The organism is Pseudomonas sp. GW821-FHT01A09, from assembly GCF_058986725.1.
The window spans coordinates 263078-286425 of record NZ_JBYSWB010000005.1 but is presented as its reverse complement, the minus strand read 5'-3'; the positions used below and the strand labels follow the sequence as shown (position 1 = coordinate 286425).

At 62.0% G+C, this 23348-nt stretch carries 25 protein-coding genes and 1 tRNA gene; 11 read left to right on the top strand and 15 right to left on the bottom strand.

What is annotated here, in order from left to right; translation table 11 throughout:
• Nucleotides 1-8: 8 nt before the first annotated feature.
• Nucleotides 9-401, top strand: a complete 393-nt coding sequence (locus tag AC3WJP_RS09075; RefSeq protein WP_493721141.1) for a hypothetical protein — start codon at nucleotides 9-11, stop codon at nucleotides 399-401.
• On the opposite strand, the gene AC3WJP_RS09070 is transcribed toward AC3WJP_RS09075, so the two are convergent.
• From AC3WJP_RS09070 to AC3WJP_RS09050, 5 genes are all read right to left on the bottom strand, one after another.
• Nucleotides 395-907, bottom strand: coding sequence for a flavin reductase (locus AC3WJP_RS09070; RefSeq protein WP_493721140.1), 513 nt, complete (start codon nucleotides 905-907; stop codon nucleotides 395-397). The two genes, AC3WJP_RS09075 and AC3WJP_RS09070, sit on opposite strands and share 7 nt — an antisense overlap.
• Nucleotides 904-2685, bottom strand: a complete 1782-nt coding sequence (locus AC3WJP_RS09065) for an ABC transporter permease subunit (RefSeq protein WP_493721139.1) — start codon at nucleotides 2683-2685, stop codon at nucleotides 904-906. Before AC3WJP_RS09065 ends, AC3WJP_RS09070 begins: the two co-directional genes overlap by 4 nt.
• Nucleotides 2686-2706: 21 nt before the next feature.
• Nucleotides 2707-4038: an LLM class flavin-dependent oxidoreductase gene (locus tag AC3WJP_RS09060; RefSeq protein ID WP_493721138.1), complete on the bottom strand. Its 1332-nt coding sequence runs from the start codon at nucleotides 4036-4038 to the stop codon at nucleotides 2707-2709.
• A gap of 45 nt (nucleotides 4039-4083) precedes the next feature.
• On the bottom strand, nucleotides 4084-5154 hold the full coding sequence (locus AC3WJP_RS09055) for an extracellular solute-binding protein (protein WP_493721137.1): 1071 nt from the start codon (nucleotides 5152-5154) through the stop codon (nucleotides 4084-4086).
• A 75-nt stretch (nucleotides 5155-5229) separates the two neighbouring features.
• Complete coding sequence (locus AC3WJP_RS09050) at nucleotides 5230-6342, bottom strand: ABC transporter ATP-binding protein (RefSeq protein ID WP_493721136.1); 1113 nt, start codon at nucleotides 6340-6342, stop codon at nucleotides 5230-5232.
• A 248-nt stretch (nucleotides 6343-6590) separates the two neighbouring features.
• Between AC3WJP_RS09050 and AC3WJP_RS09045 the strand changes: the two genes are divergently transcribed.
• Nucleotides 6591-7265, top strand: a complete 675-nt coding sequence (locus tag AC3WJP_RS09045) for a DUF1028 domain-containing protein (protein ID WP_493721135.1) — start codon at nucleotides 6591-6593, stop codon at nucleotides 7263-7265.
• A gap of 4 nt (nucleotides 7266-7269) precedes the next feature.
• Here the strand turns inward: AC3WJP_RS09045 and AC3WJP_RS09040 are convergent, their stop codons facing one another.
• Nucleotides 7270-8199, bottom strand: a complete 930-nt coding sequence (locus tag AC3WJP_RS09040; RefSeq protein ID WP_493721134.1) for a LysR family transcriptional regulator — start codon at nucleotides 8197-8199, stop codon at nucleotides 7270-7272.
• Nucleotides 8200-8376: 177 nt separating this feature from the next.
• Entirely contained in the window at nucleotides 8377-8946 is a 570-nt protein-coding gene (locus AC3WJP_RS09035; RefSeq protein WP_493721133.1) for an SPOR domain-containing protein, read from the bottom strand.
• A 113-nt stretch (nucleotides 8947-9059) separates the two neighbouring features.
• Between AC3WJP_RS09035 and AC3WJP_RS09030 the strand changes: the two genes are divergently transcribed.
• The gene (locus AC3WJP_RS09030; protein ID WP_493721132.1) at nucleotides 9060-9353 is read left to right on the top strand and encodes a DUF6388 family protein; all 294 of its coding nucleotides are present in this window, start codon (nucleotides 9060-9062) and stop codon (nucleotides 9351-9353) included.
• Nucleotides 9354-9466: 113 nt separating this feature from the next.
• Here the strand turns inward: AC3WJP_RS09030 and AC3WJP_RS09025 are convergent.
• Nucleotides 9467-9543 (bottom strand) — tRNA-Val (locus tag AC3WJP_RS09025).
• 183 nt (nucleotides 9544-9726) lie between these two features.
• Here AC3WJP_RS09025 and AC3WJP_RS09020 point away from each other — a divergent pair.
• Nucleotides 9727-11010 carry an NAD(P)/FAD-dependent oxidoreductase gene (locus AC3WJP_RS09020; RefSeq protein WP_493721131.1) on the top strand — a complete coding sequence of 428 codons (1284 nt, stop codon included), beginning with the start codon at nucleotides 9727-9729 and terminating at the stop codon, nucleotides 11008-11010.
• Nucleotides 11011-11025: 15 nt separating this feature from the next.
• Here AC3WJP_RS09020 and AC3WJP_RS09015 read toward each other — a convergent pair whose 3' ends face one another.
• Nucleotides 11026-11718 carry a peptidase C39 family protein gene (locus AC3WJP_RS09015; RefSeq protein WP_493721130.1) on the bottom strand — a complete coding sequence of 231 codons (693 nt, stop codon included), beginning with the start codon at nucleotides 11716-11718 and terminating at the stop codon, nucleotides 11026-11028.
• A gap of 545 nt (nucleotides 11719-12263) precedes the next feature.
• Nucleotides 12264-13019 (bottom strand): TerC family protein, encoded by a 756-nt coding sequence (locus AC3WJP_RS09010; protein ID WP_493721129.1) that lies wholly within the window; start codon nucleotides 13017-13019, stop codon nucleotides 12264-12266.
• A 124-nt stretch (nucleotides 13020-13143) separates the two neighbouring features.
• Here AC3WJP_RS09010 and nhaR point away from each other — a divergent pair, with 124 nt between their 5' ends.
• Nucleotides 13144-14040, top strand: a complete 897-nt coding sequence (gene nhaR, locus AC3WJP_RS09005; RefSeq protein ID WP_493721128.1) for a transcriptional activator NhaR — start codon at nucleotides 13144-13146, stop codon at nucleotides 14038-14040.
• 8 nt (nucleotides 14041-14048) lie between these two features.
• Here the strand turns inward: nhaR and AC3WJP_RS09000 are convergent, their stop codons facing one another.
• Entirely contained in the window at nucleotides 14049-14558 is a 510-nt protein-coding gene (locus tag AC3WJP_RS09000; RefSeq protein WP_493721127.1) for a DUF1993 domain-containing protein, read from the bottom strand.
• A gap of 104 nt (nucleotides 14559-14662) precedes the next feature.
• Between AC3WJP_RS09000 and AC3WJP_RS08995 the strand changes: the two genes are divergently transcribed.
• Nucleotides 14663-15313 carry a YceH family protein gene (locus AC3WJP_RS08995; protein ID WP_493721126.1) on the top strand — a complete coding sequence of 217 codons (651 nt, stop codon included), beginning with the start codon at nucleotides 14663-14665 and terminating at the stop codon, nucleotides 15311-15313.
• Nucleotides 15314-15317: 4 nt separating this feature from the next.
• On the opposite strand, the gene AC3WJP_RS08990 is transcribed toward AC3WJP_RS08995, so the two are convergent.
• Nucleotides 15318-16139 (bottom strand): shikimate 5-dehydrogenase, encoded by an 822-nt coding sequence (locus tag AC3WJP_RS08990; RefSeq protein ID WP_493721125.1) that lies wholly within the window; start codon nucleotides 16137-16139, stop codon nucleotides 15318-15320.
• Between the two features lie 168 nt (nucleotides 16140-16307).
• Here AC3WJP_RS08990 and AC3WJP_RS08985 point away from each other — a divergent pair, with 168 nt between their 5' ends.
• Both AC3WJP_RS08985 and pbpG read left to right on the top strand, forming a co-directional pair.
• Entirely contained in the window at nucleotides 16308-16658 is a 351-nt protein-coding gene (locus AC3WJP_RS08985) for a hypothetical protein (RefSeq protein ID WP_493721124.1), read from the top strand.
• Nucleotides 16659-17018: 360 nt separating this feature from the next.
• Nucleotides 17019-17936, top strand: coding sequence for a D-alanyl-D-alanine endopeptidase (pbpG, locus tag AC3WJP_RS08980; protein WP_493721123.1), 918 nt, complete (start codon nucleotides 17019-17021; stop codon nucleotides 17934-17936).
• Between the two features lie 41 nt (nucleotides 17937-17977).
• Here pbpG and AC3WJP_RS08975 read toward each other — a convergent pair whose 3' ends face one another.
• Both AC3WJP_RS08975 and AC3WJP_RS08970 read right to left on the bottom strand, forming a co-directional pair.
• On the bottom strand, nucleotides 17978-18943 hold the full coding sequence (locus tag AC3WJP_RS08975; protein WP_493721122.1) for a sensor domain-containing diguanylate cyclase: 966 nt from the start codon (nucleotides 18941-18943) through the stop codon (nucleotides 17978-17980).
• 152 nt (nucleotides 18944-19095) lie between these two features.
• Nucleotides 19096-19560, bottom strand: coding sequence for a hypothetical protein (locus tag AC3WJP_RS08970; RefSeq protein WP_493721121.1), 465 nt, complete (start codon nucleotides 19558-19560; stop codon nucleotides 19096-19098).
• 253 nt (nucleotides 19561-19813) lie between these two features.
• On the opposite strand from AC3WJP_RS08970, the gene AC3WJP_RS08965 reads away from it, so the two are divergent.
• The 3 genes from AC3WJP_RS08965 to AC3WJP_RS08955 are packed head-to-tail and all read left to right on the top strand — an operon-like array spanning nucleotide 19814 to nucleotide 22537.
• On the top strand, nucleotides 19814-20497 hold the full coding sequence (locus AC3WJP_RS08965) for a response regulator transcription factor (RefSeq protein WP_311969293.1): 684 nt from the start codon (nucleotides 19814-19816) through the stop codon (nucleotides 20495-20497).
• Complete coding sequence (locus AC3WJP_RS08960) at nucleotides 20475-21866, top strand: sensor histidine kinase (RefSeq protein WP_493721120.1); 1392 nt, start codon at nucleotides 20475-20477, stop codon at nucleotides 21864-21866. The genes AC3WJP_RS08965 and AC3WJP_RS08960 overlap by 23 nt, the downstream gene beginning before the upstream one ends.
• Nucleotides 21863-22537 (top strand): response regulator transcription factor, encoded by a 675-nt coding sequence (locus AC3WJP_RS08955; RefSeq protein ID WP_493721119.1) that lies wholly within the window; start codon nucleotides 21863-21865, stop codon nucleotides 22535-22537. The genes AC3WJP_RS08960 and AC3WJP_RS08955 overlap by 4 nt, the downstream gene beginning before the upstream one ends.
• A gap of 21 nt (nucleotides 22538-22558) precedes the next feature.
• Here the strand turns inward: AC3WJP_RS08955 and AC3WJP_RS08950 are convergent, their stop codons facing one another.
• Nucleotides 22559-23332 carry an enoyl-CoA hydratase gene (locus tag AC3WJP_RS08950; RefSeq protein ID WP_493721118.1) on the bottom strand — a complete coding sequence of 258 codons (774 nt, stop codon included), beginning with the start codon at nucleotides 23330-23332 and terminating at the stop codon, nucleotides 22559-22561.
• Nucleotides 23333-23348 lie beyond the last annotated feature (16 nt).

Sequence of the window (23348 nt, the reverse complement as noted above, 5' to 3'; positions counted from 1 at the left end):
AGGGATGCATGCGTTTTACACTATTGCTCGGCGCCACGCTGGTGTGCCTGGGGGCCATGACCGCGGCGCAAGCCAAGGACATCTCCCCGGCCGATCTCAAGCTGTGCAAATGGGGCGCGGGGATCGCTGGCCAGGCGCAACAGGCGAAGCTCAGCGGCAAAACGCTCTACAGCACGCGCAAACACCTGCTGGAGAAAAAGTTCGCCAACCCGTCGATGAGCAAAATGGCGGTGGGCATCACCAACCAGACTTTCGCCAGCAAGAGCCGGGTCAAACCTGCCGTGGTCAGCAAGACCTATCTGGACGGCTGTATCGCCCACGAGAAGCGCCAGCGGGCCGCCGCTGACGCCAAACACAAGGCCAACCCTGCCAGGTCAGCCGCCAACAAGCAGGCTCACTGACCGGCAGGCCCCGCGTGGTAGTTGCGATCCACATACAGCAGGCCGGGGGAATCGGCTTCGCAGAGGATCGCCACTGCCTCGCAGATCAGCAGGTCGTGGGTCCCTACTTGCAGGGTCTGGACAATACGGCAGTCGAAATTGGCAATCGCGCCGTGCAGCACCGGTGAGCCGGTCTGCAGGGTGGTCCATTGGCCCTTGGCGAAGCGTTCGGCCATGGACGTCTTGCCGCCGAACACCTGGGATACGTCCTGTTGCGACGACGCCAGAGTGTTCACGCACAGCACGCCGTTTTGCACCACTGCGGCATACGCCGAGGCATTGCGGTTCAGGCACACCACCAGGGTCGGCGGCGTGTCGGTCACGCTGCACACGGCCGTCGCGGTAAACCCGGTTTCCCCGGCGGCCCCATTGCTGGTGACCACGTGCACGGCAGCTCCCAGGCGAGCCATGGCATCACGGAAGGTAGCAATGGCCACCTGGGGAGTTTCAATCAGTTGTTCAGTCACGATGCACTCGCTTGATGGTCGGCAGGACGGAAATATTCCATGAGGGAGAACAGCACGCAGACGATCAACAGTACCACCACCGAGGCGGCAGCGAGAGTCGGCGTGACCTGCAGCAGGATATCGTCCCACATTTGCTTGGGCAGCGTGGTCTTGAGCCCGCCACCGATGAACATCGCCACGGTCAGTTCCTCGAACGACTGCAGGAACGCCGTCACCAGGCCGGCGAACAGCCCGCCCTTGATCAACGGCAGCGTCACCTTGCAGAACACTCGCCACGGCGCGGCGCCCAGAGTAGCGGCAGCCTGATCGAGACGCCAGTCATAGTGCTTGAAGGTCGCCAGCAACACCACGAAGGCCATGGGCAGGGCAATCACCGTATGACCGATGATGATCCCCAGATTGGTGGCCACCAGCGACAGGTGCGCGAACAGATAGAACAACGACACTGAAATGACGATCGGCGGCACGATCATCGGCGTCATGAACAACAGAAACGCCAGGCCGCCCAGGCGACTGCGGCTGCGCGCCAGACCGAACGCCGCCAGGGTAGCGAGAATCACCGTGACCAGGGCGGTGACGATGCCGATACCGAAGGAGCGAATGGTCGCCCCCAGCCACAGCGGTGATTCCAGGTAGTGGCCGAACCACTTGACGCTCAGCCCGGACGGCGGGAAGGTCAGGAAATTGGACGACGTGAAGGCCATAGGCACGAACGCCAGGATCGGCACGATCAACACCGCCATCACCATCCAGGCGTAACTCGACAGCATCCAGCTCGCGTCGCGCACGCCGAACAGCCGCGCCCAGCCTCGTGCCAGTCCATCGCACAGATTGCCCATGAGTGCCCCGAACCCAAGCCCCAGGCGCCGCATCAAGCCATCGCTCTGACGGCGGTCACTGGAGGCGCCCGACAAGGTCGACAGGCCAAACGTCCGATCATAAATGAAGCAGGTAACCAGCGCCGCCAGCACCAGCATCACCGCGATGGCTGCGCCCATCTGCCAGTTCTGCAACTGATTGATCTGCACGATGATCAGCTGACTGAGCATCGTGTCCTTCGCCCCGCCCAACAGCGTAGGGGCGATGAAAAAGCCCAGCGATGAAATGAACACCAGCAAACCGGCCGCCGCCACACCCGGCATCGACAACGGCAGATAGATCCGCCAGAAGCGCTGCGGCGCGCTGGCACCCAGGGTGTCGGCGGCCTGGCCCAGTTGCCGATCGATCTGGTTCATGATCGGCAGCATCACCACCACCGCCAGCGGCAGCAGGGTGTGCACCATCGAGAACACCACCGTGGCGCGCTGGAACAACAGGTCCCCCGGCGTAGCGCCCATGGCCGCCAGCAGATCGTTGATCACGCCATTGCGCCCCAGAAACACCAGCCAGGCGAAATTCTTCACCAGGGCGCTGGTCCAGAACGGCAGCAGCACGAACAACGCCGAGATCCGCTGGCGCCGCGGACTCAGCCGCGCCAGCCAGTACGCCAGCGGATAGCCTGCAAGCATGCACCAGAAGGTGGTTTGCAGGGCGATGGAGAAGGTCACGCCCAAAGTGCGGGTATAGACGCCACCGGCGAACACCTTGGCGAACGCGGCCAAGGTCCAGGCGCCGGTGTGCGGGTCCTGGAGGCTGACCACCAGCAACTGCACCGACGGATACAGCAGGAACGCGACCAGAAACACCACGCCCGGCACTACCAGCCAGATCGCGCTCAGGGCATGCCAGGGAGCCCGAGGCCCCTTGGACGCCACGGTTTGTATCGCCAGCTCAGTCATAGCGGCCTCCTGCGGATGGATTCAAGCGTGGCGATTGGCTGGCCGAGCCAGACCCAGGTGATCACGCAGGGTCTTGCCGGTGTATTCGCGCTTCATCAAGCCGCGCTCCTGCAACAAGGGCACGACCTGCTCGACGAAGTCCTGCATGCCGCCCGGCATGGTGTGGAAAATCATCATGAAGCCATCTGCGGCACCGCCGTCGAGCCATTCCTGCATGTGATCGGCAACCTGCACCGCGGTGCCACGGAAGGTCACGTTGCCACGCTCGTAACGCATGCACATTTCCCGCAAGGTCAGCTTCTCGACGCGGATCATGTTGACGATGTAGTCGAAATACGCGCGATGGAAGTTCGACGTCGCCGGGATCCGCTCTTCCGGAATCGGCTCGTCCAGCGGCAGATCGGACAGATCGGCTTCCAGATCCTGGGCCAGGCGCATGCGCCCGACATCCGGGTGAATCATGCTCTGCAGGTGCTGGTACTTGGCTTCCGCTTCTTCAGCGGTGGCGCCGATGACTACCGACAGACCGGTGAGAATCTTCAGCTCGTCGGGCGAGCGGCCGAACTTGACGACGCGGCTCTTGAGGTCGTCGTAGAAGACCTTGCCCTTTGCCACGGTCGGGTCGGAGGCAAATACCACTTCAGCGGTTTTCGCCGCGAAGTCCTTGCCGGTTTCCGACGCCCCTGCCTGGATGATCACCGGCTTGCCCTGGGGCGCCCGGGCGATGTTGAGGGCGCCGTGGACATTGAAGTATTTGCCGTCGTGATGCACGGCGTGCTGTTTTTCGGGCAAGAAGTTCAGGGCATTGGCCTTGTCATGGACGAAGGCATCGTCTTCCCAGGTGTCCCAAAGCGCCTCGACCACTTCCATGAACTCTTTGGCCTTGTCGTAACGTTCGGCGTGGGGTGGCAGCTTGTCCAGGCCGAAGTTGCGCGCCGCGTAGTCGTTGGCGCTGGTGACCACGTTCCACGCCGCGCGGCCATGGCTGAGGTGGTCCAGGGAAGCGAATTGGCGCGCCAGATTGTAGGGCTCCATGAAGCTGGTCGAAGCCGTGGCACCCAGGCCGATATGCTGGGTGGCCACCGCCAGCGCCGACAGGAGGGTGATGGGTTCGAACACGTTCATGAAGAACGGAAAGCGCTTCCAGGCGTACAGGTTGTCGGTACGCGCGGCGGGCGTGTCGGCGATGAAGAAAATATCGAAGCAGCCGCGCTCGGCGAGCTGCGCCATGGAAATGAAATGTTCGATGCTGGTCGAGGCGTCATCCGGCGTACCGGTCTGCAGCCAAGAGGCGGGATGGGCGCCGGTCCCCTGGATCAGTGTGGCCAAGGCCATGTGTCGAGTGGTGCTCATGTACAGGTTCCTGGAGTCAGTGGACGTGCTGCGATGACGCCGGGATCAACCCAGCATCCATTCCTGAAAGCGCGCAACGACGGCGTCGTAGTTGCTGCCCCACCAGGTGGAATCCAATTCGGTGAGATGCTTGAGGTTGTCCGGGGAGCTCGGCAGCACGGCGGCCTGCTCAGGGGTCATGAATTCGAACGCGCGCTTGTTGCTCGGGCCATTGGCGCTGAGCGACGAATACACCGCCTGCTGCTCCGGTCGCATGCAGAATTCGACGAACTTGCGCGCCAGGTCGAGCTTGGGGGTGCCAGCGGGGATCGACCAGCCATCCACCGAATAGAGGCCTTGAAAGACCATGTTCACAGGAGCCCCGGAGACCTTGGCGGCGTAGCCACGGGACGTCCAGGTATCGGCGATGTCGACTTCGCCGCTTTGCAGGATCTGGGTATTCTGCGCGCCGGCGGACCACCAGACGGAAACATCATCGCGAATCTGGTCAAGCTTCTTGAACGCGCGATCGACATCCAGAGGGTAAAGGTCCTTACCGGCCACGCCATCGGCGAGCAAGGCCATCTCCAAGGTACCCCAAGGGCTCTTGTACATACCGCGGCGCCCCGGAAACTGCTTGGTATCCCAATAATCGGCCCAGGTGGCCGGCGTTTTGCCCGCGTAGGTCTTGGTGTTGTAGGCCATGATGATGCCGAACACCGAGAAGCCCAGCCAGTTGCTCTTGAGCATGCCCGGCAGCACATCCTGGCCTTTGGCGGCAGGAATGTTCAGGTCGGCGAGGTAGTTCTTGGGCGAAGTCAGGCGCGCGACATGGTCCTGGGTCACCATGCTCACGTCCCAGATGTAGGTCTTGGCGTCGACGAGCAGCTTGAACTGGGTCACCGGATCGGAGTCATGGGCGACGCTGATCACTTTGATGCCGGTTTCCTTTTCAAAGGGATCATAAAATGCCTTGCGCAGCGTCGGGCCGACCGATCCGCCGACATCCGCCACGGTGATGGTCTCGGCGCCAAACGCACGATTGCCGGTCCACACGCTGGAAAGCGCAACGCCGGCAGTCGCGACACCGGCCCCCTTGATCACATTGCGGCGCGAAAAGTTCTTGGCATCTGACATCTCTGCTTCCCCGAATAAATAGACTTTCGAATGATTTGGCAGGCTGATAAAGCCAACGCGTGCGGCAGCCACGGCCTACGCGGGAAGAAACCAAGAGTGTTGCGCGAGCCATTCGAGACCGATTCGACTGCCGATCGTCAATGGCGCATCGCCGCCCGAACGGCGCACGACCAACAAATTGCCCGAAGCCAGGCGTACCACCACACGGGTCTCGACGCCTGCATAGACCGAATCGACGACTTGCCCCTGCAAGGCACCGCGCTCGGCCGCCACTACATTCAGGTGTTCGGGGCGGATCACCAGTGCGCCGAACTGGTTCGGCTGCGCGCCATGGCCCTCGGGCAGTGCGACATTGCCATCGGTGCTGTCGAAGCGATTGCCTGTGAGCGCCTTGCCTTCCAGCACGTTGGAAATACCGATGAAGCGCGCCACGGCGAGGGTGCGCGGGCGCTCGTACATGGTCTGCGGATCATCGATCTGCTCGATGCGACCGTTGTGCATCATGCAGATGCGGTCGGACAGCGCCAGCGCTTCGTCCTGGTCGTGGGTGACGAAAATGATCGTCGAGCCGGTTTCGCGGTGCAGGCGCTTGATCTCCATCTGCATGGTTTCACGCAGCTTGCGATCCAGCGCCGACAGCGGTTCGTCCATCAGGATCAGCGAAGGCTTGTAGATGAAGCAGCGGGCCAGCGCGACCCGTTGTTGCTGGCCACCGGACAGCTCCCGGGGAAAACGCTGATGCATGGCATCGAGACCGACCATGGTCAGGGCCTCGCTGATGCGCCGCTGTGCTTCATTGCGCGAAACTCCGCGCATGTCCAAGGCGAAGCCGACGTTCTGGGCGACGGTGAGGTGCGGAAACAGCGCGTAATTCTGGAACACCACACCGATGTCGCGCTGGTGCGCCGGGGCGTGGGTCTGGTCGCGATCATCGATCAGGATGCGACCGCTGGTGGGCGCTACCAGGCCGCTGATGATCTGCAAGAGTGTGGTCTTGCCGGAGCCCGAAGCCCCGAGCAGGGTCAGCAATTCGCCGCTGCGGACCTGCAGGTCGAGGGCGTGCAAGGCGTCGATATTGCCGTAGCGTTTGCCCAGGCCCTCGACTCGAAGCTTGACCGCTGCGCCGTTGACGGACTGGACAGGGCTCTGGGCTGGCGATGCTTGCGGCAGCTGGGTCAGCGTGCTCAATATCATTTCTCCCGTGCTGGCCTGGCGTTGGCTATAAGTACAGAAATGTGGCTGGTCGCTGCATTCTGTTGAGAGAACGGGGATAGCGAAAGTAGGTTTTTTATGGTCCCAAGGCAGGAAAAAGCTTTGCTAGACCGCCGCCATCGCTAACGACCTTTTAGCTTGGCAAGCGCTACAAAAAACCTCGTTTCGCCCAATACGGCGTATGGACACAATGTCGGCACACCTGGCGAACGGAGAAAACCTGGATGACGTTCTCAATCGTCGGCCGTTGCGCCGAAACCGGTCAGTTGGGCATCGCGATCAGCTCCTCCTCCATTGCCGTGGGCTCTCGCTGCCCTTGGCTGCGGCCGGGCGTGGGCGCCGTGGTAACGCAGAACAGCACCTTGCCAGCGCTGGGGCCGCAAGTGCTAGAGCAAATGGAGTCTGGTCTGGAGCCAGCCCAGGCACTGGAGCGCACGCTCATCCATAACGGCTTTAACCCCTTCCGTCAGCTCTCGGCCATCGATCACCTGGGCCGCACCGCGCATTTCACTGGCTGCGAAACCCTCGGCACCCATCATGCGTTGGCGGGTGAGCAGTGCGTGGGCGCCGGTAACCTGCTGGCCGGTCGTTCGGTGGTCGAGGCATTGGTGCTTGGTTTCGAGAACACCGGTGGGCAATTGGCGGATCGGCTACTGGCGTCGCTGCAGGCGGCACTCGCCGCAGGTGGCGAAGCTGGCCCGGTGCATTCGGCGGCGTTGGTGGTGGTGGGGGAATTGACCTGGCCCATCGTCGATCTGCGCATCGACTGGGCGGCGCAGGATCCAATCGGCCAGCTCGCACTGCTCTGGGCGGCATATCGCCCGCAGATGGAAGATTACCTCCTGCGCGCCCTCGACCCGGCCAAAGCCCCGGGTTACGGCGTTCCCGGCGATGACTGAGCCATCAGGCAGGCAGCGCCGGCTCGGCCAGCTTGGGCGCCAGCACCTCGCGGCAATGATCGACGAACAGCTGCGCCGGCTTGGTCAATTGCCCGCGGCGCAGCCAGGCCGCCGACAGGCCCGAGCTGGTGACCCGCTCGGCCAAGGGCACACAGACGAGCTTGTGCCCGTCGTAGGTATAGGGCGAGTGGGGACGGGTCACCAGGATCGAGAAACCGAAGCCGCAGCCGACCATGCCGCGCACCATCTCGATCGACGGTGAGCTGAACTGGATGTTCGGGGTAAGCCCACGCTCCTCGAAGATACTGACGAAGTAGTTGCGACTCGGCAAAACATCCAGCAATACCATGGGCTCAAGCACCAGATCACTCAGCGACACCTTGGCCTGGCGAGCAAAGCGATGCCCCTCAGGGAGCAACGCATAGGGCTGTTGCGGCGCCATCAGCGGTACCGTGTCGATGGTGCTGTCCAGACCATGCTCGTAGAGCATCGCCAAGTCGATACTGCCGGACGTCAGCGCCTGAACCAGCTCTTGCTGCTCGCCGTCGCGGATGCGGATTTCGACCCCCGGCCAGCGATCGCGGAAACCGGCGATCAGGCGCGGCAGGTACAGCGGCGCCACGGTTTCGAAGCAACCGATGTCGATCTGCCCGCCGACGACCTCGTTGTCCGCCAGCGCGTTCTGCTCGAACTCATGGGCGACTCGCAGCAACTCCAGGGCCTTGCGGTAGAAACGTGCGCCCGCAGGGGTCAACGAAACACCCTGGGCATGGTGGCGGATGAACAACTGCACACCGAAGCTCTCTTCGAGATGCTTTACCGCAGTGGAAATCGACGGCTGAGCGATATACAGCTTGCGGGAGGCCTCCGCCACGCTGCCGCATTCAACGGTGGTGATGAAGTACTTGAGTTGTCGAAGGTTGTAAGCAGCCATGTTCACCTCGGGTGAGTGACCGCATCAAATCAGGGCAAACGACCTCGACAGTGGCCGTCAGCGGGCGCGCCGATGGCGGTCAATGACCGCGTTATCGGGCACGCCGGTTGATGCTGGTTCCAGAGCACTCTCCCCTTCAAGAACCGGGCCGCTTCTGCCCGCGCAACGAAATCGGCGTCACTGGGCCGCAGCGGCCTGGTGAGCCACGACCACTGACTCGATGCCTTGGGAAGCCATTAATTCAGCGCGCTTGGCGTCCGCCTCGGCCTTGTCGGCAAAGGGCCCGAGGTACACCTGGGTGACGCCGTCGCGTTGGGCGATGCTGGCCATGAAGCCATGCTCCACCAGGCGCGACGTCATGTCGCTCAAGGCGCCCATGTTGCTGCCCTGGACGATCTGCACTTCCCAGCCGGCCGTGGCGCCGGTGGCGGCGACCGCAGGGGCTGGCGGCAACGATGGCCCACAAGCGGCCTGGACCTCGGCGTTGTTGCCGTCCTTGTCGAGGATGGCCCTGAAGCCATCGGCGGTCTTCAGCGCCACGTAACTCTGGAAGCCGCCGAAGTTGCCGGCAGCGTCCTTGCTCTTCACCTGTCCGCAGACATTGCCCTGGGGCGTGACGCGAACGTTGGTATATTTGGCCGAAGCGGGGTTCTCCAGAAGCTGGGACACCGCCTTGCTGGACGTCGAGACATCACTGCCGCAACCTGCCATCAGCACCATCGCCGCCACTGCCGTCAATCTGCGCACACGCCCTCTCCCGGAAAAATAAAGGGGCGATTTTATCACCATCGGATTCGAACCGGGGCGCTGCGCTGTGGCATCATTTCCCATCGAGACCTTCCAATACCTGAGAGACCTGCATGATCCCCAAGCACCAGCGCCAAGCTATCGCCCTCGAAAGATTTCTCGAGCAGCATCCCGATCTGCGCGAGGAAATCCAGGTCCTGAGCGAAAAGGAACAAAAAGAGCAGACGCTGTGGGCACTTGAAGATGCCGCCCAGGAACAGGGCCAGGAACCCTGGGAACTGGTGCTGGAACTGGTCGCCGAGTCCCCTGAGGAGCTTAAGGCCATGCGCCTGGAGGTGCATCAGGAAGTGGCCGAGGCGCTGGGCATGGACTGGGACGAGTATCGCCAGCTTAACGAACTGGACTGAACGGTGCGGGTGGGAGCTTGCTCCTGCCCTTCAGGTCAAGAAACGCGCACAACAAAAAAGGGCGACCCTTTCGGATCGCCCTTTTTTCACCGCCCAGCAGAGCGGATTTTGTTTGGTAGGCGCGATTGGACTCGAACCAACGACCCCCACCATGTCAAGGTGGTGCTCTAACCAACTGAGCTACGTGCCTGCTGTGAGGCGGCATTCTACGGATCTGTGCGTCGCTGTCAACACGTTTTTACGGCTAAGCCTATGAATAAGCGTATTTTTTAGTCCGCACTGCGTGGCATACCCTTCCCCCCTCACTGGTGGCCGATTTTTATCTCAGGTAGCATCGGAGCACTCGTAAAAAATATAGAACAGAGGTTGCAGGATGACGAACACCCCCTACCCCCAGTCCTACTATGCGGCCTCGGCCAACCCCGCACCTGCACGCCCGCACCTGCAAGAACAGCTCGACACCGATGTGTGCATCATCGGTGCGGGGTACACCGGGCTGTCCAGCGCCCTGTTCCTGCTCGAGCATGGTTTTTCGGTCACGGTGCTGGAAGCGGCACGGGTCGGCTTCGGCGCGTCGGGCCGCAATGGTGGGCAGATCGTCAACAGCTACAGCCGCGATATCGACGTGATCGAGAAGACCGTCGGCGCCAGCCAGGCGCAGTTGCTGGGCAATATGGCCTTTGAGGGTGGACGCATCATTCGTGACCGCGTGGCACGCTACAACATTGCCTGCGACCTCAAGGACGGCGGTATCTTCGCCGCCCTGACCAGCAAGCAGATGGACCACCTGCAAGCCCAGAAACGCTTGTGGGAACGCTATGGCAATACCCAGCTGGACCTGCTCGATCAACCGCGCATCCGCGCCAGCGTCAACTGCGAGCAGTACATCGGCGGCCTGCTGGACATGAGCGGTGGCCATATCCATCCGCTCAACCTGGCGCTGGGCGAGGCTGCGGCGGTGGAGTCACTCGGCGGGCGGATTTTCGAACAATCCGCGGCCCTGCGCATCGATCGCGGCGCTAGCCCGGTGGTGCACACGGCCAGCGGCCAAGTGCGGGCGAAATTCGTCATCGTCGCGGGCAATGCCTATCTGGGCAATCTGGTGCCGGAACTGGCCGCCAAATCCATGCCCTGCGGCACTCAGGTGATCACCACCGCGCCGCTTGCCGATGACCTGGCCCACAGCCTGCTGCCCCAGGATTACTGCGTTGAAGACTGCAACTACCTGCTCGACTATTACCGCCTCAGCGCCGACAAGCGCCTGATCTTCGGCGGTGGCGTGGTATACGGCGCCCGTGATCCGGCCAATATCGAGGCGATCATTCGGCCGAAAATGCTCAAGGCGTTCCCGCAGCTCAAGGACGTGAAGATCGATTACGCCTGGACCGGCAATTTCCTGCTGACGCTGTCGCGGCTGCCCCAGGTCGGGCGCCTGGGCGACAACATCTATTACTCCCAAGGCTGCAGCGGCCATGGCGTGACCTACACCCATCTGGCGGGCAAGGTGCTGGCCGAAGCGCTGCGCGGCCAGGCCGAGCGCTTCGATGCTTTCGCCGGTTTGCCCCACTACCCGTTCCCGGGCGGCCAGTTGCTGCGCACGCCGCTGACGGCACTGGGCGCCTGGTACTACAGCCTGCGGGACAGGTTCGGGTTCTGAGTCATCAAGCCGCGCTTAATGACCCGCGACGGCTTTCACCGCCTTCGCGGCCTCGCTTTCCTGGCCAGTGCGGGACAACTCGTCGGCCGCGGTCAACCAGCGCTGGCGATCGACTTCGGCGGGCAATTGCGTCGGCCGCTGAATCAGCACCGCCCAGCTGCCGGCATCGCGCCACTTGGATTCGAAATCGGAAAACCTCACTAGCTTGCGACGCTCTTCGGCTGAGCGCAGCACCATGTTGTCCTTGAAACGGTCGTAACCGACCACTACCGCATAGCGCGGTTCGGACCAGAACAGCGAGCCCTCGGTGTAGCGCACCAGCACCGGATAGCCAGCCGCGACCTGGGTCAGCAGTGCGCGCAGGTTGCCGTCCAACGGGTAGACCAGCATGCCGTATTCACGTGCGACACGCTGAGTGGAGGTCTGAAGCTGGTCGGCCTGTTCGGGCAGATGCAGCGGTTTGTCCAGCAGGCCTGGGGTTATCTCGATACCTTGCTGGCGCAACAGCGCCGCCAATGCCATGGCCCCGCTGTGGTTAGCCTTGCCGCGGAAATACGGCACGCTGTTGAGCTCGACGCGGTCCGGTAGTCCGGACATACCCGGTGCCGGCGTCGGCTTGCTGGCACAGCCACCAAGGGCGCCCAGCAAAACCAGCAGGGTAAACAAGGGTGCATAGAACGAAGTGTTGCGCGTGAATCCGGACGACATCTGGCGCTCTCTATCCTGGGGGGCCGAGCCGCTGATGGCCCGAGGGGAAGGCTGATGATAGAAGGGTGCCGCGCGCCGGTACAGTGTCCCAGCATTAAAGGTTGTCGCCAGGTGAAATGCGGCTGCGTCATACCATTGGTCAATGGACTGAAACATGGGCCGGGCTAGAATGTCATCTATAACAAGCGCACGCGTTTGTTTGGCCAAAGGAGGCCCTTATGAGCCCGACAGTGACAATTCTGATGTTGATCGGCGCCTGGCTGGCCGTAGCCGGTGCAATGTTGTGGGGGGTACTGCGCATCAGCCGCCGGCACCACCCCGTTTCCCGCCCGTTGCCCAAGGCACGATCGCAAGCTCGGCCGCGCCACCAGGTGGCTCACCTGCACTGATCATTCAAGCCGATCGCTATGGCTGCACCGATAATCTCCAGCCAATCCCTATGGCTGCACCGATAATCTCCAGCCAATCCCTGTGGCGAGGGGGCTTGCCCCCGATAGGGCGTGTCAGTCACAGACATTGCTCCTGACACCCCTCACGGGGCGCCATCAAGCGCCGGCAAGCCTCTGCTCTTTACGCAAGCGCGCCTTGCGGGCCCAGATGTTCAGGCATTCGATCGCTGCCGAGAAGCCCATGGCGCAATAGATGTAGCCCTTGGGCACATGAGCGCCGAAGCCTTCGGCGATCAGCGTCATGCCGATCATGATCAAAAAGCCCAGCGCCAGCATCACCACGGTCGGGTTATCGTTGATGAATTTCGCCAACGGCTCCGATGCCAGCAACATCACCAGCACGGCTACCACTACCGCGATGATCATGATCGGCAAATGCTGCGTCATGCCAACGGCAGTGACGATGCTGTCGATCGAGAACACCAGATCGAGCATCAGAATCTGCCCGATCGCCGCAGCGAAGCCCATGGTCACCTTGGACGCCACCTGCGCCTCCTGCTGCGCCGTAGGGTCGACGCTATGGTGAATCTCAGTAGTGGCCTTCCACAGCAGGAACAGTCCACCGGCGATCAGGATCATGTCTTTCCACGAGAACGCCTGGCCGAGTACCTCGACCACCGGCTCGGTCAACTGGACGATGAAGGCCACCGTGCTCAGCAGGCCCAGGCGCAAGATCAACGCCATGCCGATACCGACGCGGCGCGCCTTGGTGCGGTGCTCCACGGGCAATTTGTTGGTGAGAATGGAAATGAAAATCAGGTTGTCGATGCCCAGGACGATTTCCATGACCACCAGCGTGGCGAGGGCAATCCAGGCAGCGGGGCTAGTGGCCAGTTCAAGTAGATATTCCATGCAGATACGCGCTCGTGTGGGAGAGATTCGATAAGCACGCAGTGTAGGCAACGCCAATCATCAGGAAAATTCGTATTTTCAAGCGCTATACTTCGCCCATACCGAACTGTTACCGGAAATTTCGATGCTCAACTATCGGCAACTTCATTACTTCTGGGTGGTCGCCAAGACCGGCAGCATCGTGCGCGCCTGCGAGCAGTTGAACCTGACGGCGCAGACCATCAGCGGCCAGATCAGCCTGCTGGAACAGACGTTCGGTACCGAGCTGTTCAAAAAGGTCGGCCGCCATCTCGAGCTTACCGACACCGGCCGTCAGGCCCTGCCCTATGCCGAACAGATGTTTCAACTGGGCAACGAGCTGGAGGTGCTGTTGCGCGCACAACCCAAGGAGCAACCGATCCTGTTTCGTGTGGGGGTGGCGGACGTGGTGCCCAAGTCGATTGTCTACCGCCTGCTGGCGCCGACCATGGAGCTGGCCGAACCGCTGCGCATTACCTGTCGGGAGGACAAGCTGGAGCGCTTGCTGGCCGATCTGGCTATCCAGCGCCTGGATCTGGTGATCTCCGACCGCCCGATGCCGGCGCATCTGGACATCAAGGGATACAGCCAGAAACTCGGCGAATGCGGCATCAGTTTTTTCGCCACGCCGGCTCTGGCCGCGCAGTATGCGGGGGATTTCCCGGCCTGCCTGCAGGGCGCGCCGCTGCTGATTCCAGGTACGGAAACCGTGGTGCGCAGCCGCCTGGGTCGCTGGTTCGCTGACCAGCGGGTACAACCGCGCATTGTCGGGGAGTTCGATGACAGCGCCTTGATGCAGGCATTCGGGCAATCGGGCAGCGGTGTGTTCATCGCCCCCAGCGTGATCGCGGAAGAAGTCTGCACTACCCTCAACGTGCACGAGATCGGCCACACCGACGCGGTCACGGAATCGTTTTATGCGATTGCCGTGGACCGCAAGGTGAAACACCCCGGGATCGTCGCCATTACCGAAGGCGCGCGCCGCGAGCTGTTCACCCCATGAGTGCCGGCTTAGAACGCGCCCATGAAGTCACGCTTGCCGATTTCCACGCCGTTGTGGCGCAGGATGGCGTAGGCGGTGGTGACGTGGAAGAAGAACTGCGGCAAGCCATAGCTCAGCAGGTAGCTTTGGCCGGTGAAGCGTTTTTCCTTATCGGTGCCTGGGCGGGTGATGATTTCCCGCGCTTCCTGGCCGTCGATCTGGGCGGCGTCCAGGCCATTGATGAAGCCCAGCACTTGGGCCAGCTTGGCCTGCAGGTCCGCGAAGGTCTTGTCGTCATCGGCGAACGAGGGCACTTCGACACCGGCCAGGCGCGCCGAGACGCCCTTGGCGAAGTCGACGGCAATCTGCACCTGGCGGATCAACGGGAACATGTCCGGGTACAGGCGGGCCTGCAGCAGCGCATCGGGCTCGATCTTGCGCGCGGTGGCGTGAGCTTCGGCCTTGGTGAGCACTTCGCCCAGGGCGGTGAGCAGTTGCTTGAAGACGGGAATCGAGGCAGCGTAAAGGGAGATCGTCATGGGGCATCCTGAAAGGTCGAGAGAATCGCGTAAACGCCTGCCCCGCTTGTGTTTTATCGGGGTCAGGCCCTAGGCTGTGGGCATTACTGCATAGGAAGCGCGCTATGTCCGCCGAACACGATACCGCAACCACGACCATTGAGCTCGACCGTACTGAAATTCGCGTGCTGGGCTCACTCATAGAAAAGCAGGCCAGCAACCCGGAAACCTATCCGCTGACGCTCAATGCGCTGGTCCTGGCGTGCAATCAGAAGACCAGCCGCGAGCCGGTCATGCAACTGACACCGGGACTGGTCGGGCAAAGCCTGCGGGCACTCGAAGGCCGCGGCATGACGCGCCTGGTCATGGGCAGCCGCGCCGATCGCTGGGAACAACGGCTGGACAAGGCACTGGAACTGGTACCGGCGCAATTGACGCTGATGGGCCTGATGTTCCTGCGCGGTCCGCAGACAGTCAGCGAGCTGCTGACCCGCAGTAATCGCCTGCACGACTTCGAGGATGCCGAACAGGTCGTGCACCAGCTGGAACGCTTGATCGGCCGCGGCCTGGCAGTGTCGATACCGCGCCAGGCGGGGCAACGCGAAGACCGCTATTGTCATGCGCTGGGCGATCCCGCGGATATCGAAGCGGTGCTCACCGCGCGCCAGAGTCCGCCGGAACGCACCCAGGCCAGCGCGGCTGCCAATGAGCGTATCGGCGAGCTTGAAGCACGCATCGCCGCCCTCGAAGAGCGACTGGCGCGTTTGGAGGGCTGAAGCCTCACACTGCCCGGGCAAACTCCGTCGCCAGGCGCACTTGCTCGTCACTCGGGCGAACGCCGGTGTAAAGCACGAACTGCTCCAGCGCCTGGATGGCAATCACTTCAAGTCCGGTGACCACCTGCTTGCCCAGCGACTCACCCAGCAACACCAGCGGCGTCTGCGCCGGCAGGGCCACTACGTCGAACACCGTCGTGGCGGCCTCGACCGCCTCGCGGGGAAACGCCAGGTCATTGACCTGCGGCCCGCCACTCATGCCCACCGGGGTGACATTGATCAGCATCTGCGGGCGCAACTGCCCTAACTCGTTGCGCCAATCGTAGCCACAGTTGCGCGCCAGTGCAGGCCCGGTGTCGGTATTGCGGGCAATGAGGGTGCCGCGCTTGAACCCGGCATCCCGGAACGCCGAGGCCACGGCCTTGGCCATGCCACCGCTGCCGCGCAAGGCAAACGTGGTGTCGGGATTCAGCCCATGACGGTCGATCAGTTGACGAATGGCAATGTAGTCCGTGTTGTACGCCTTGAGGCGCCCATCGGTATTGACCAGGGTGTTGATCGACTGGATGGCGGCGGCCGACTCATCCATTTCATCGACCAGCGCGATGCACGCCTCTTTGAAAGGCATCGACACGCCGCAACCGCGGATGCCCAAGGCGCGAATACCGCCAACCGCTGCGGGCAGATCCGAAGTGGTCATGGCCTTGTAGTAATAATTGAGGCCCAACTGCTCATAAAGATGGTTGTGGAAGCGCACGCCAAAGGTGCCGGGCCGTCCGGCGAGCGACATGCACAGCACTGTGTCTTTATTGGGTGAAGTCGACATCTAATGCTCCTGTAGGGGGACCCGCCGCTGGGCGGTAGCGGGGTTGGACCTTACACAATATTTACCGTTCCCTTTCGCAATTTTTTACAATTTAGCTGTCATAGTTTGTACGGCGGACCTTGATCTCACAGAGAGCCCAAGCGCCAGGTCGTAATACGAGGAACCATCATGATTCGTCATCTTCCCAAAATCGCCTTGTTGGTCGGCGCTCTCGCTGCCGCCGGCCAAGCCTCTGCTCACCCCTACGGCTATGGCGGTGGTCACTGGGGCGGCGGTGCGGCAGGCGCAGGTGTATTGGGTGCTGTACTCGGCGCAGCAGTCGTCGGTGCAGTAGTGGCAACCCGACCTGCTCCCGTTTATGTCGAACAGCGCCCGGTGTACGTCGCCCCGCAGCCCGTGTATGTACAGGCGCCACCTCAACCGGTCTACTACCAGCCAGCACCGGTCTACTATGCACCGCCACCGCCGCCACCTGGGTACTACGCACCCCGCGGCTACTACGGTCCACCACGCTGGTAATCGCTGGGCCGCAGCGTCCCGTGGCCTGCTGAGAACCAATAGCCCCGCCCTGTGCGGGGCTTTTTATTAGGCATAACCCATCGACATGGACGTTTCGAGGCTCCTGAAAACGGCAATTGTCTTGGTTTTCAATGAAAAAGATTTAACTTCTACAGCCAATCGACAGTTGTGGGGCCATACTCATAAAATGTAACGGTTTTTTACCACCGTATTTTTTGCGCCAACGATGAACCTTGCAGGAGCGGGTTCTGCACGCGAAGCTCTTTGGCCTTCGCGTGCAGAGCCCGTTCGTGCAGACAGGCCCCGGAAACGCAGAACCATTGGCTGTTATTACCCACTTTTTCCAGGTGAGCGCTACACGTGAAAAAATCTCTTTCGATTCTGAGCCTGTTGTTGGTTCTGACAGGCGCTGCCGTGACGTCGAATGCCCTCGCCACCGAAGCTTCCCTGCAACGCGATCCCGCGCAATTGCACCTGGCTTCGGGCAGCGCCTTGCTGGTGGACTTGCAGACCAGCAAAGTCATCTACCAGAGCAAGGCCGATCAGGTCTTGCCGATCGCCTCCGTGACCAAGCTGATGACCGCCATGGTGGTCCTTGACGCCAAGCAGTCGATGAGCGAAGACCTGACCGTCGACATCAGCCAGACCCCGGAGATGAAAGGCGTATTCTCCCGCGTCAAACTGGGCAGCACACTCAACCGCCACGACATGATGCTGATCGCACTGATGTCCTCCGAAAACCGCGCGGCGGCGACCCTGGCGCATCACTACCCGGGCGGCTACAACGCGTTCATCGCCGCCATGAACGCCAAGGCGCGCTCGTTGGGCATGGACCACACCCATTACGTGGAGCCGACCGGGCTGTCGATCCACAACGTGTCCACCGCTCGTGACCTGAGCAAGCTGTTGATCGCCGCACGCCGCTACCCGATGCTCAGCGACTTGAGCACCACCCGGGAAAAGACCGTGGCTTTCAAGAAACCCAACTACACCCTGGGCTTTCACAACACCGATCACCTGTTGAACAAAAGCAACTGGGATATCAAGCTGACCAAGACCGGCTTCACCAATGAAGCCGGCCATTGCCTGGTTCTGGTGACCAGTATGGCCGGGCGCCCGGTGGCGATGGTGATCCTCGATGCGTACGGCAAGTACACTCACTTCGCCGATGCTGCGCGTCTGCGCAGCTGGATGGAAACCGGCAAGAGCACCAAAGCCCCCGCCGTCGCGGTGCAGTACAAGCTCGACAAGCATGGCGAACGCCAGGCGATGGAGTGAGCCCCGTGGCGAGGGGGCTCGCCTCCTCGCCCACCGCAAGGTTAGCGCTGACCTGACGCCAGCTTCTGCTGAAGCATCAAAGAATCGGCATCACCGAGCAGCGACTGCACGCTGACATGCCGGGCCGGATCGTATTCGGTCCTGCCCATGCTGCAACGAATCTCGTAACCCCGCGCCTCCAGCGCGTTGCGTGCTGCCAGCGCGGCACGCAAGCGCTCGATGATCAAACGACTCTGCGCCGCCGCCGAGCCCATCAGCAGCGCGGCGAACTGGTCGCCGCCCAGGCGGCCGATGATGTCCATCTCGCGCACCACCGAGGCCAGTACCTCGGAAAAGATCACCAACGCACGATCACCCTCTGCATGCCCGAAGCGATCATTGATGGTCTTGAATTGATTGAGATCGAAAGACAGCAGCGAGGCCGGGGTGTCCATACGCTTGCAGATACTCAACGCATGCGCCGCCAGGGTCTCGAAACCGCGGCGGTTGGCGATTTGCGTCAGTTGATCGATGGTGGCGGCCTGCACGGCTTCGAGTTCCTGCTCGGCCATGCTCGCCAGATCCCTGAACAGCTCTCGCTCCTCGGCATCCAGCGTGCGCGGGCGCGTATCGATCAGGCACAGCGTCCCGACATTGCTGCCATCACCGACCTTCAACGGGCATCCTGCATAAAAGCGAATATTGGGCGCACCGGTGACCAACGGGTTATCGGCAAAACGCTCATCGCTGCCGGCATCGGGGATCATCAGGATCTGGTCGTTGAGGATGGCGTGGCCGCAGAAGGACACTTCCCGCGTGGTCTCGCTGACGCCAAGGCCCGAGCAGGACTTGAACCACTGACGGTTGCTGTCGACCAGGCTGATCAAGGCGATGGGCACATCGAACAGTCGCCGTGCCATGCGCGTCAGACGGTCGAAGCGCTCTTGCGGGGGGGTGTCGAGAATCTGCAGCGAACGCAGGGTCGCGATGCGCTGATACTCGTTGGCGGGTTGAACAGGTGCGAGCATCGGAACCTCCAGGCAGGTGAGTTACCAAGCCTAGCTGATGGATACCGACGTGCGCGCTCAAAGGTAGCGAGGAGGTTTGCCCACGAACAGTCGCCAGGCGAACATCTCGGGCGTCTTTCGGGGGCAAGCCCCCTCGCTACAGGGTGCAGTAATCAAGCGGTGGTGCTGACCGAAGTACCCGAGGTGCTGCTGCCTTCGTCCGTCAAGGCCTGCAGCAAGGCGGCGTTGGCCGTTTGCAGCTCGGACGAAACGCTGCTTACCGAAGACTGCGCTTCAGCAACCGCGGCGGCCTTGGCATCGGCGCTCTGGGTACTGGCCTGGGCCTTTTGCAGCGCTTGCTCCTGAGCTTGCAGTTGCTTTTGCAGTTCGGCGATCTGTTGCTTGAGCTGCTTGACGGTATCGCTGCTGCTATCGCTGCTGGAGGAGTCGCCGGACCCACCTGCGCCTGCGCTACCAGAGCTCTTGGACACGCCGCTGAGGTCGGCGGACGCCGTGGTGGCCGACGCAGCGGTGGTATCGGTGCTGGTGGCGTCTTCTGCCGCGGCCTTGGCCTTGGCGGTGGTGGTGAGCGTCAGGGTCGATAGACTCTGACTGGAGCTGAGCGAAACGCTGACCATAGTGGATTCGTCCCTAGGAATGGAAAAGAGAGTTCTAGCGAACAGTCCATCGGCCAAGGGGCACAGGTCTTGAGCACTATCGGGTAACGCTGCAGATACAAACAGTTACAAACGCCTGAACCGGGTCATCCTGCACCCTGAGCTAGCATCACTTGGCCTGAGCCGTCAATATGAAACAATCTTCAGAATGTCATGCAGTATTTCTTGGCACAATGATTGTGTCTAAAGCCGAAACCTCTGGGTAGATCACACCATGACGCGCGTATTGACCATCGAAGACGATGCCGTAACTGCCAGGGAAATCGTGGCAGAACTCAGTAGCCATGGCCTGCAGGTCGACTGGGTCGACAATGGCCGTGAAGGACTGGTCAAGGCGGTCAGTGGCGTCTATGACGTCATCACCTTGGACCGCATGCTACCTGAACTCGACGGTCTGGCGATCGTCACCACCCTGCGCACGATCGGCGTCTCCACGCCGATCCTGATGATCAGTGCGCTGTCGGACGTCGACGAACGCGTGCGCGGTCTGCGCGCCGGTGGCGACGATTACCTGACCAAGCCATTCGCCTCTGACGAAATGGCCGCGCGCGTCGAAGTCTTGCTGCGTCGCAACAGCACCACTGCTGCCCCGAGCAACGGCCTCAAGGTCGCCGATCTGGAACTCGACCTGATCAGCCGCGAAGCCAAGCGTGGCGAGCAATCGCTGAACCTGTTGCCGACCGAGTACAAACTGCTCGAGTTCCTGATGCGCAACGCCGGCCAGATCCTCACTCGCATGATGATTTTCGAGGAAGTCTGGGGCTACCACTTCGATCCGGGCACCAACCTCATCGACGTGCATATCGGCCGCCTGCGCAAGAAAATCGACCCTGCCGGCACCGTGCCTCTGATCAAGACCGTTCGAGGTTCTGGCTATGTCATTGCCGAACCCCTCTGAGGGTTGGCGCTCCTCCAGCAGCCGGTTGCTGGCGCTCTACAGTTTTCTGTTCGTGGCCTGGGGGAGCATCCTCATGGGCGTCATGTACTACGAGGTGTTCACTTATCTGGACAGCCTCGCACGGCATTCGCTGATGCAGCGCGAACAATTGTTCTCGCGCTTCCAGGGCCGTGATCTGGAAGATGCGCTGGCCGCCAGTTCGACCTTCGACGACCGCGCCTTCGACGCCTACGGCCTGTTCGACGACCGTCTCAACCCGCTGGCCGGCGAACTGCTGCGTATCCCCAAAGGCCTGCCGCTCGATGGGCAGATCTATGAGCTGGACAAGTGCATCGATTCGGACAACGACAACATCCCCGACGACGCCTGCGATGCGGTGGCCATGCCCACCCGCGATGGCCGCTGGCTGGTGCTGGTGCGCGACAACGGTTCGCTGTTCGCCGTCACGCGCATCATCCTCCATGCGTTGCTGTGGGGCATGTCGCTGACCATCATTCCCGGTGCCCTGGCCTTCCACTTCCTGAGGCGCAGGCCGCTGCGGCGGATCAGGGCGATTCAGGACAGCGCCGATGCCATCGTCGCCGGTGATCTGACCCAGCGCCTGCCGCTCTCGGACCGGCGCGACGAGCTCGACCGCCTGGCGGCGATCGTCAACACCATGCTCGACCGTATCGAGCGGCTGATGATGGAAGTCAAAGGCGTGTGCGACAACATCGCTCATGACCTGCGCACCCCGCTGACCCGCTTGCGCGCGCAGATCTATCGGATCAAGCAACAGAACGACCAGGACCCGCAATTGGGCGAGCAACTGGACGAGGTAATCAGTGAAACCGATACCTTGATGGCGCGTTTCCGCGGTTTGCTGCGCATTTCCGAAATCGAGGATCACCGCCGTCGCTCCGGCTTCGTCGAGCTCGATCCACTGGCGCTGCTGCAGGAGCTGCACGACTTCTACCTGCCGCTGGCTGAAGAAGGCGAATTGACCCTGGATCTGCAACTGCCGGATTCGGTGCCGCAGTTGTACGGCGACCGGGCGTTGCTGTTCGAAGCCATCGGCAACCTGCTGAGCAACTCGATCAAGTTCACCCCCATGGGTGGCAGTGTCACCGTGCGGGCAAGCATCGAGCAGGGGGCCACGCGCATCGATGTCGAGGACACCGGGCCAGGGATTCCGGCCAGCGAACGCGAGGCGATCTTCCAGCGCTTCTACCGCAGCGACGACAGCAGCAACCAGAGCGGCTTCGGCCTCGGGTTGTCGATTGTCGCGGCCATCGTCAACTTGCATGGATTCACTCTGGACGTCGGCGCCAGCCCTGAAGGGGGCGCGCGTTTGACCTTGTTGTGTCGGCAGACCAAGGCGCTGGTATGAACACGAACCTGCTGTATATCGCGCAACAACGTGACGCACAGTTGCTCCACAGCCTGTGCAGCGAAGGCCAACGGGTCACCGCTGCCGAGCCTGTGGATGCCGAGCGCGCCCTCAGGGGTGGCGGCTATGCCTTCATCCTTCTCGACCTGGTGGAACTGCGCCCGGAATTGCTCGCCCTGTGCGTTGCCCACCGTGGCGCCGCCGAACTGCTGGTGTTGTTGACCGACAGCGATCGCCACGCCCGTATCGAAACCCTGCGCGCCGGGGCCGACATGTGCCTGTCGCGGCCGTTGAGCCTGGTCGAGCTGCAAGCGCGGATGGAAGCCCTGAGCCGCGATCACCGCAGCGACACCAGCGCCGCCACCGAGCAGCTGTGGCTGTCCAACAGCCGCTTGTTGCTGGGGCGCGGCCGAGACGGTGGTGTGGTGGCGGTGACGGTCACCGAGCAGCGCTTGCTGATCCTGCTGGCCCGGCATAACGGCGCCATCAGCCGTGATGCCATCGAGCAGGCTGTGTGGGGCAGCAACGATTCGAGCCGCAGCACACTGATCGAGCGGCATATCTGCAACCTGCGGCGCAAACTTGCGCAACTCAACGCGCCCCATGCGCTGCAGACCTTGCGCGGGTTCGGCTACTGCCTGAGCGAAACGATCGAACTGCGGGTGGAGTGACACCACCCGCAACACCTCGGCTTATCGGTGCTTGAACTGCGGCTCGCGTTTGGCGACGAACGCCGCCATGCCTTCCTTCTGGTCTTCGGTCGCAAACGCCGCATGAAACACCCGGCGTTCGAAGCGTATGCCTTCACTCAAACTGACCTCGAAGGCGCGCTCTACGCTCTCCTTGACCATCATCGCCACCGGCAGGGATTTTTCCGCGATGCTGGCGGCGACTTTGAGCGCTTCCTCCAGTAGCTCCGCTTGGGGCACTATCCGCGCCGCCAGCCCGGCGCGCTCGGCTTCTTCGGCGCCCATCAAGCGCCCGGTGAGGCACAGTTCCATGGCCTTGGCCTTGCCGATGGCGCGGGTCAGGCGCTGGGTGCCACCCATGCCGGGCAAGACCCCGAGCTTGATTTCCGGCTGACCGAAACGTGCGGTGTCCGATGCCAGGATAAAGTCGCACATCATCGCCAGCTCGCAGCCGCCACCGAGGGCGAAGCCGGAGACGGCGGCGATGATCGGCTTGCGTCGGTTGGCCACGCGATCCGCTTCGACGAACAGATCGTCCAGATAGATCTGTGGATAAGTACGCTCGGCCATCTCCTTGATGTCCGCGCCCGCGGCGAAGGCCTTGGCCGAACCCGTGAGCACGATGCAGCCAATACCGGCATCGGCATGCAGGGCGTCGAGGGCGTGATTGAGCTCGCTGACCATCTGGCCATTGAGGGCATTGAGGGCTTCGGGGCGGTTGAGGGTGATCAACGCCACGCGGTCGCGGGTTTCGAGCAGGATGCTTTGGTAGGACACGGTCGATGACTCCTTG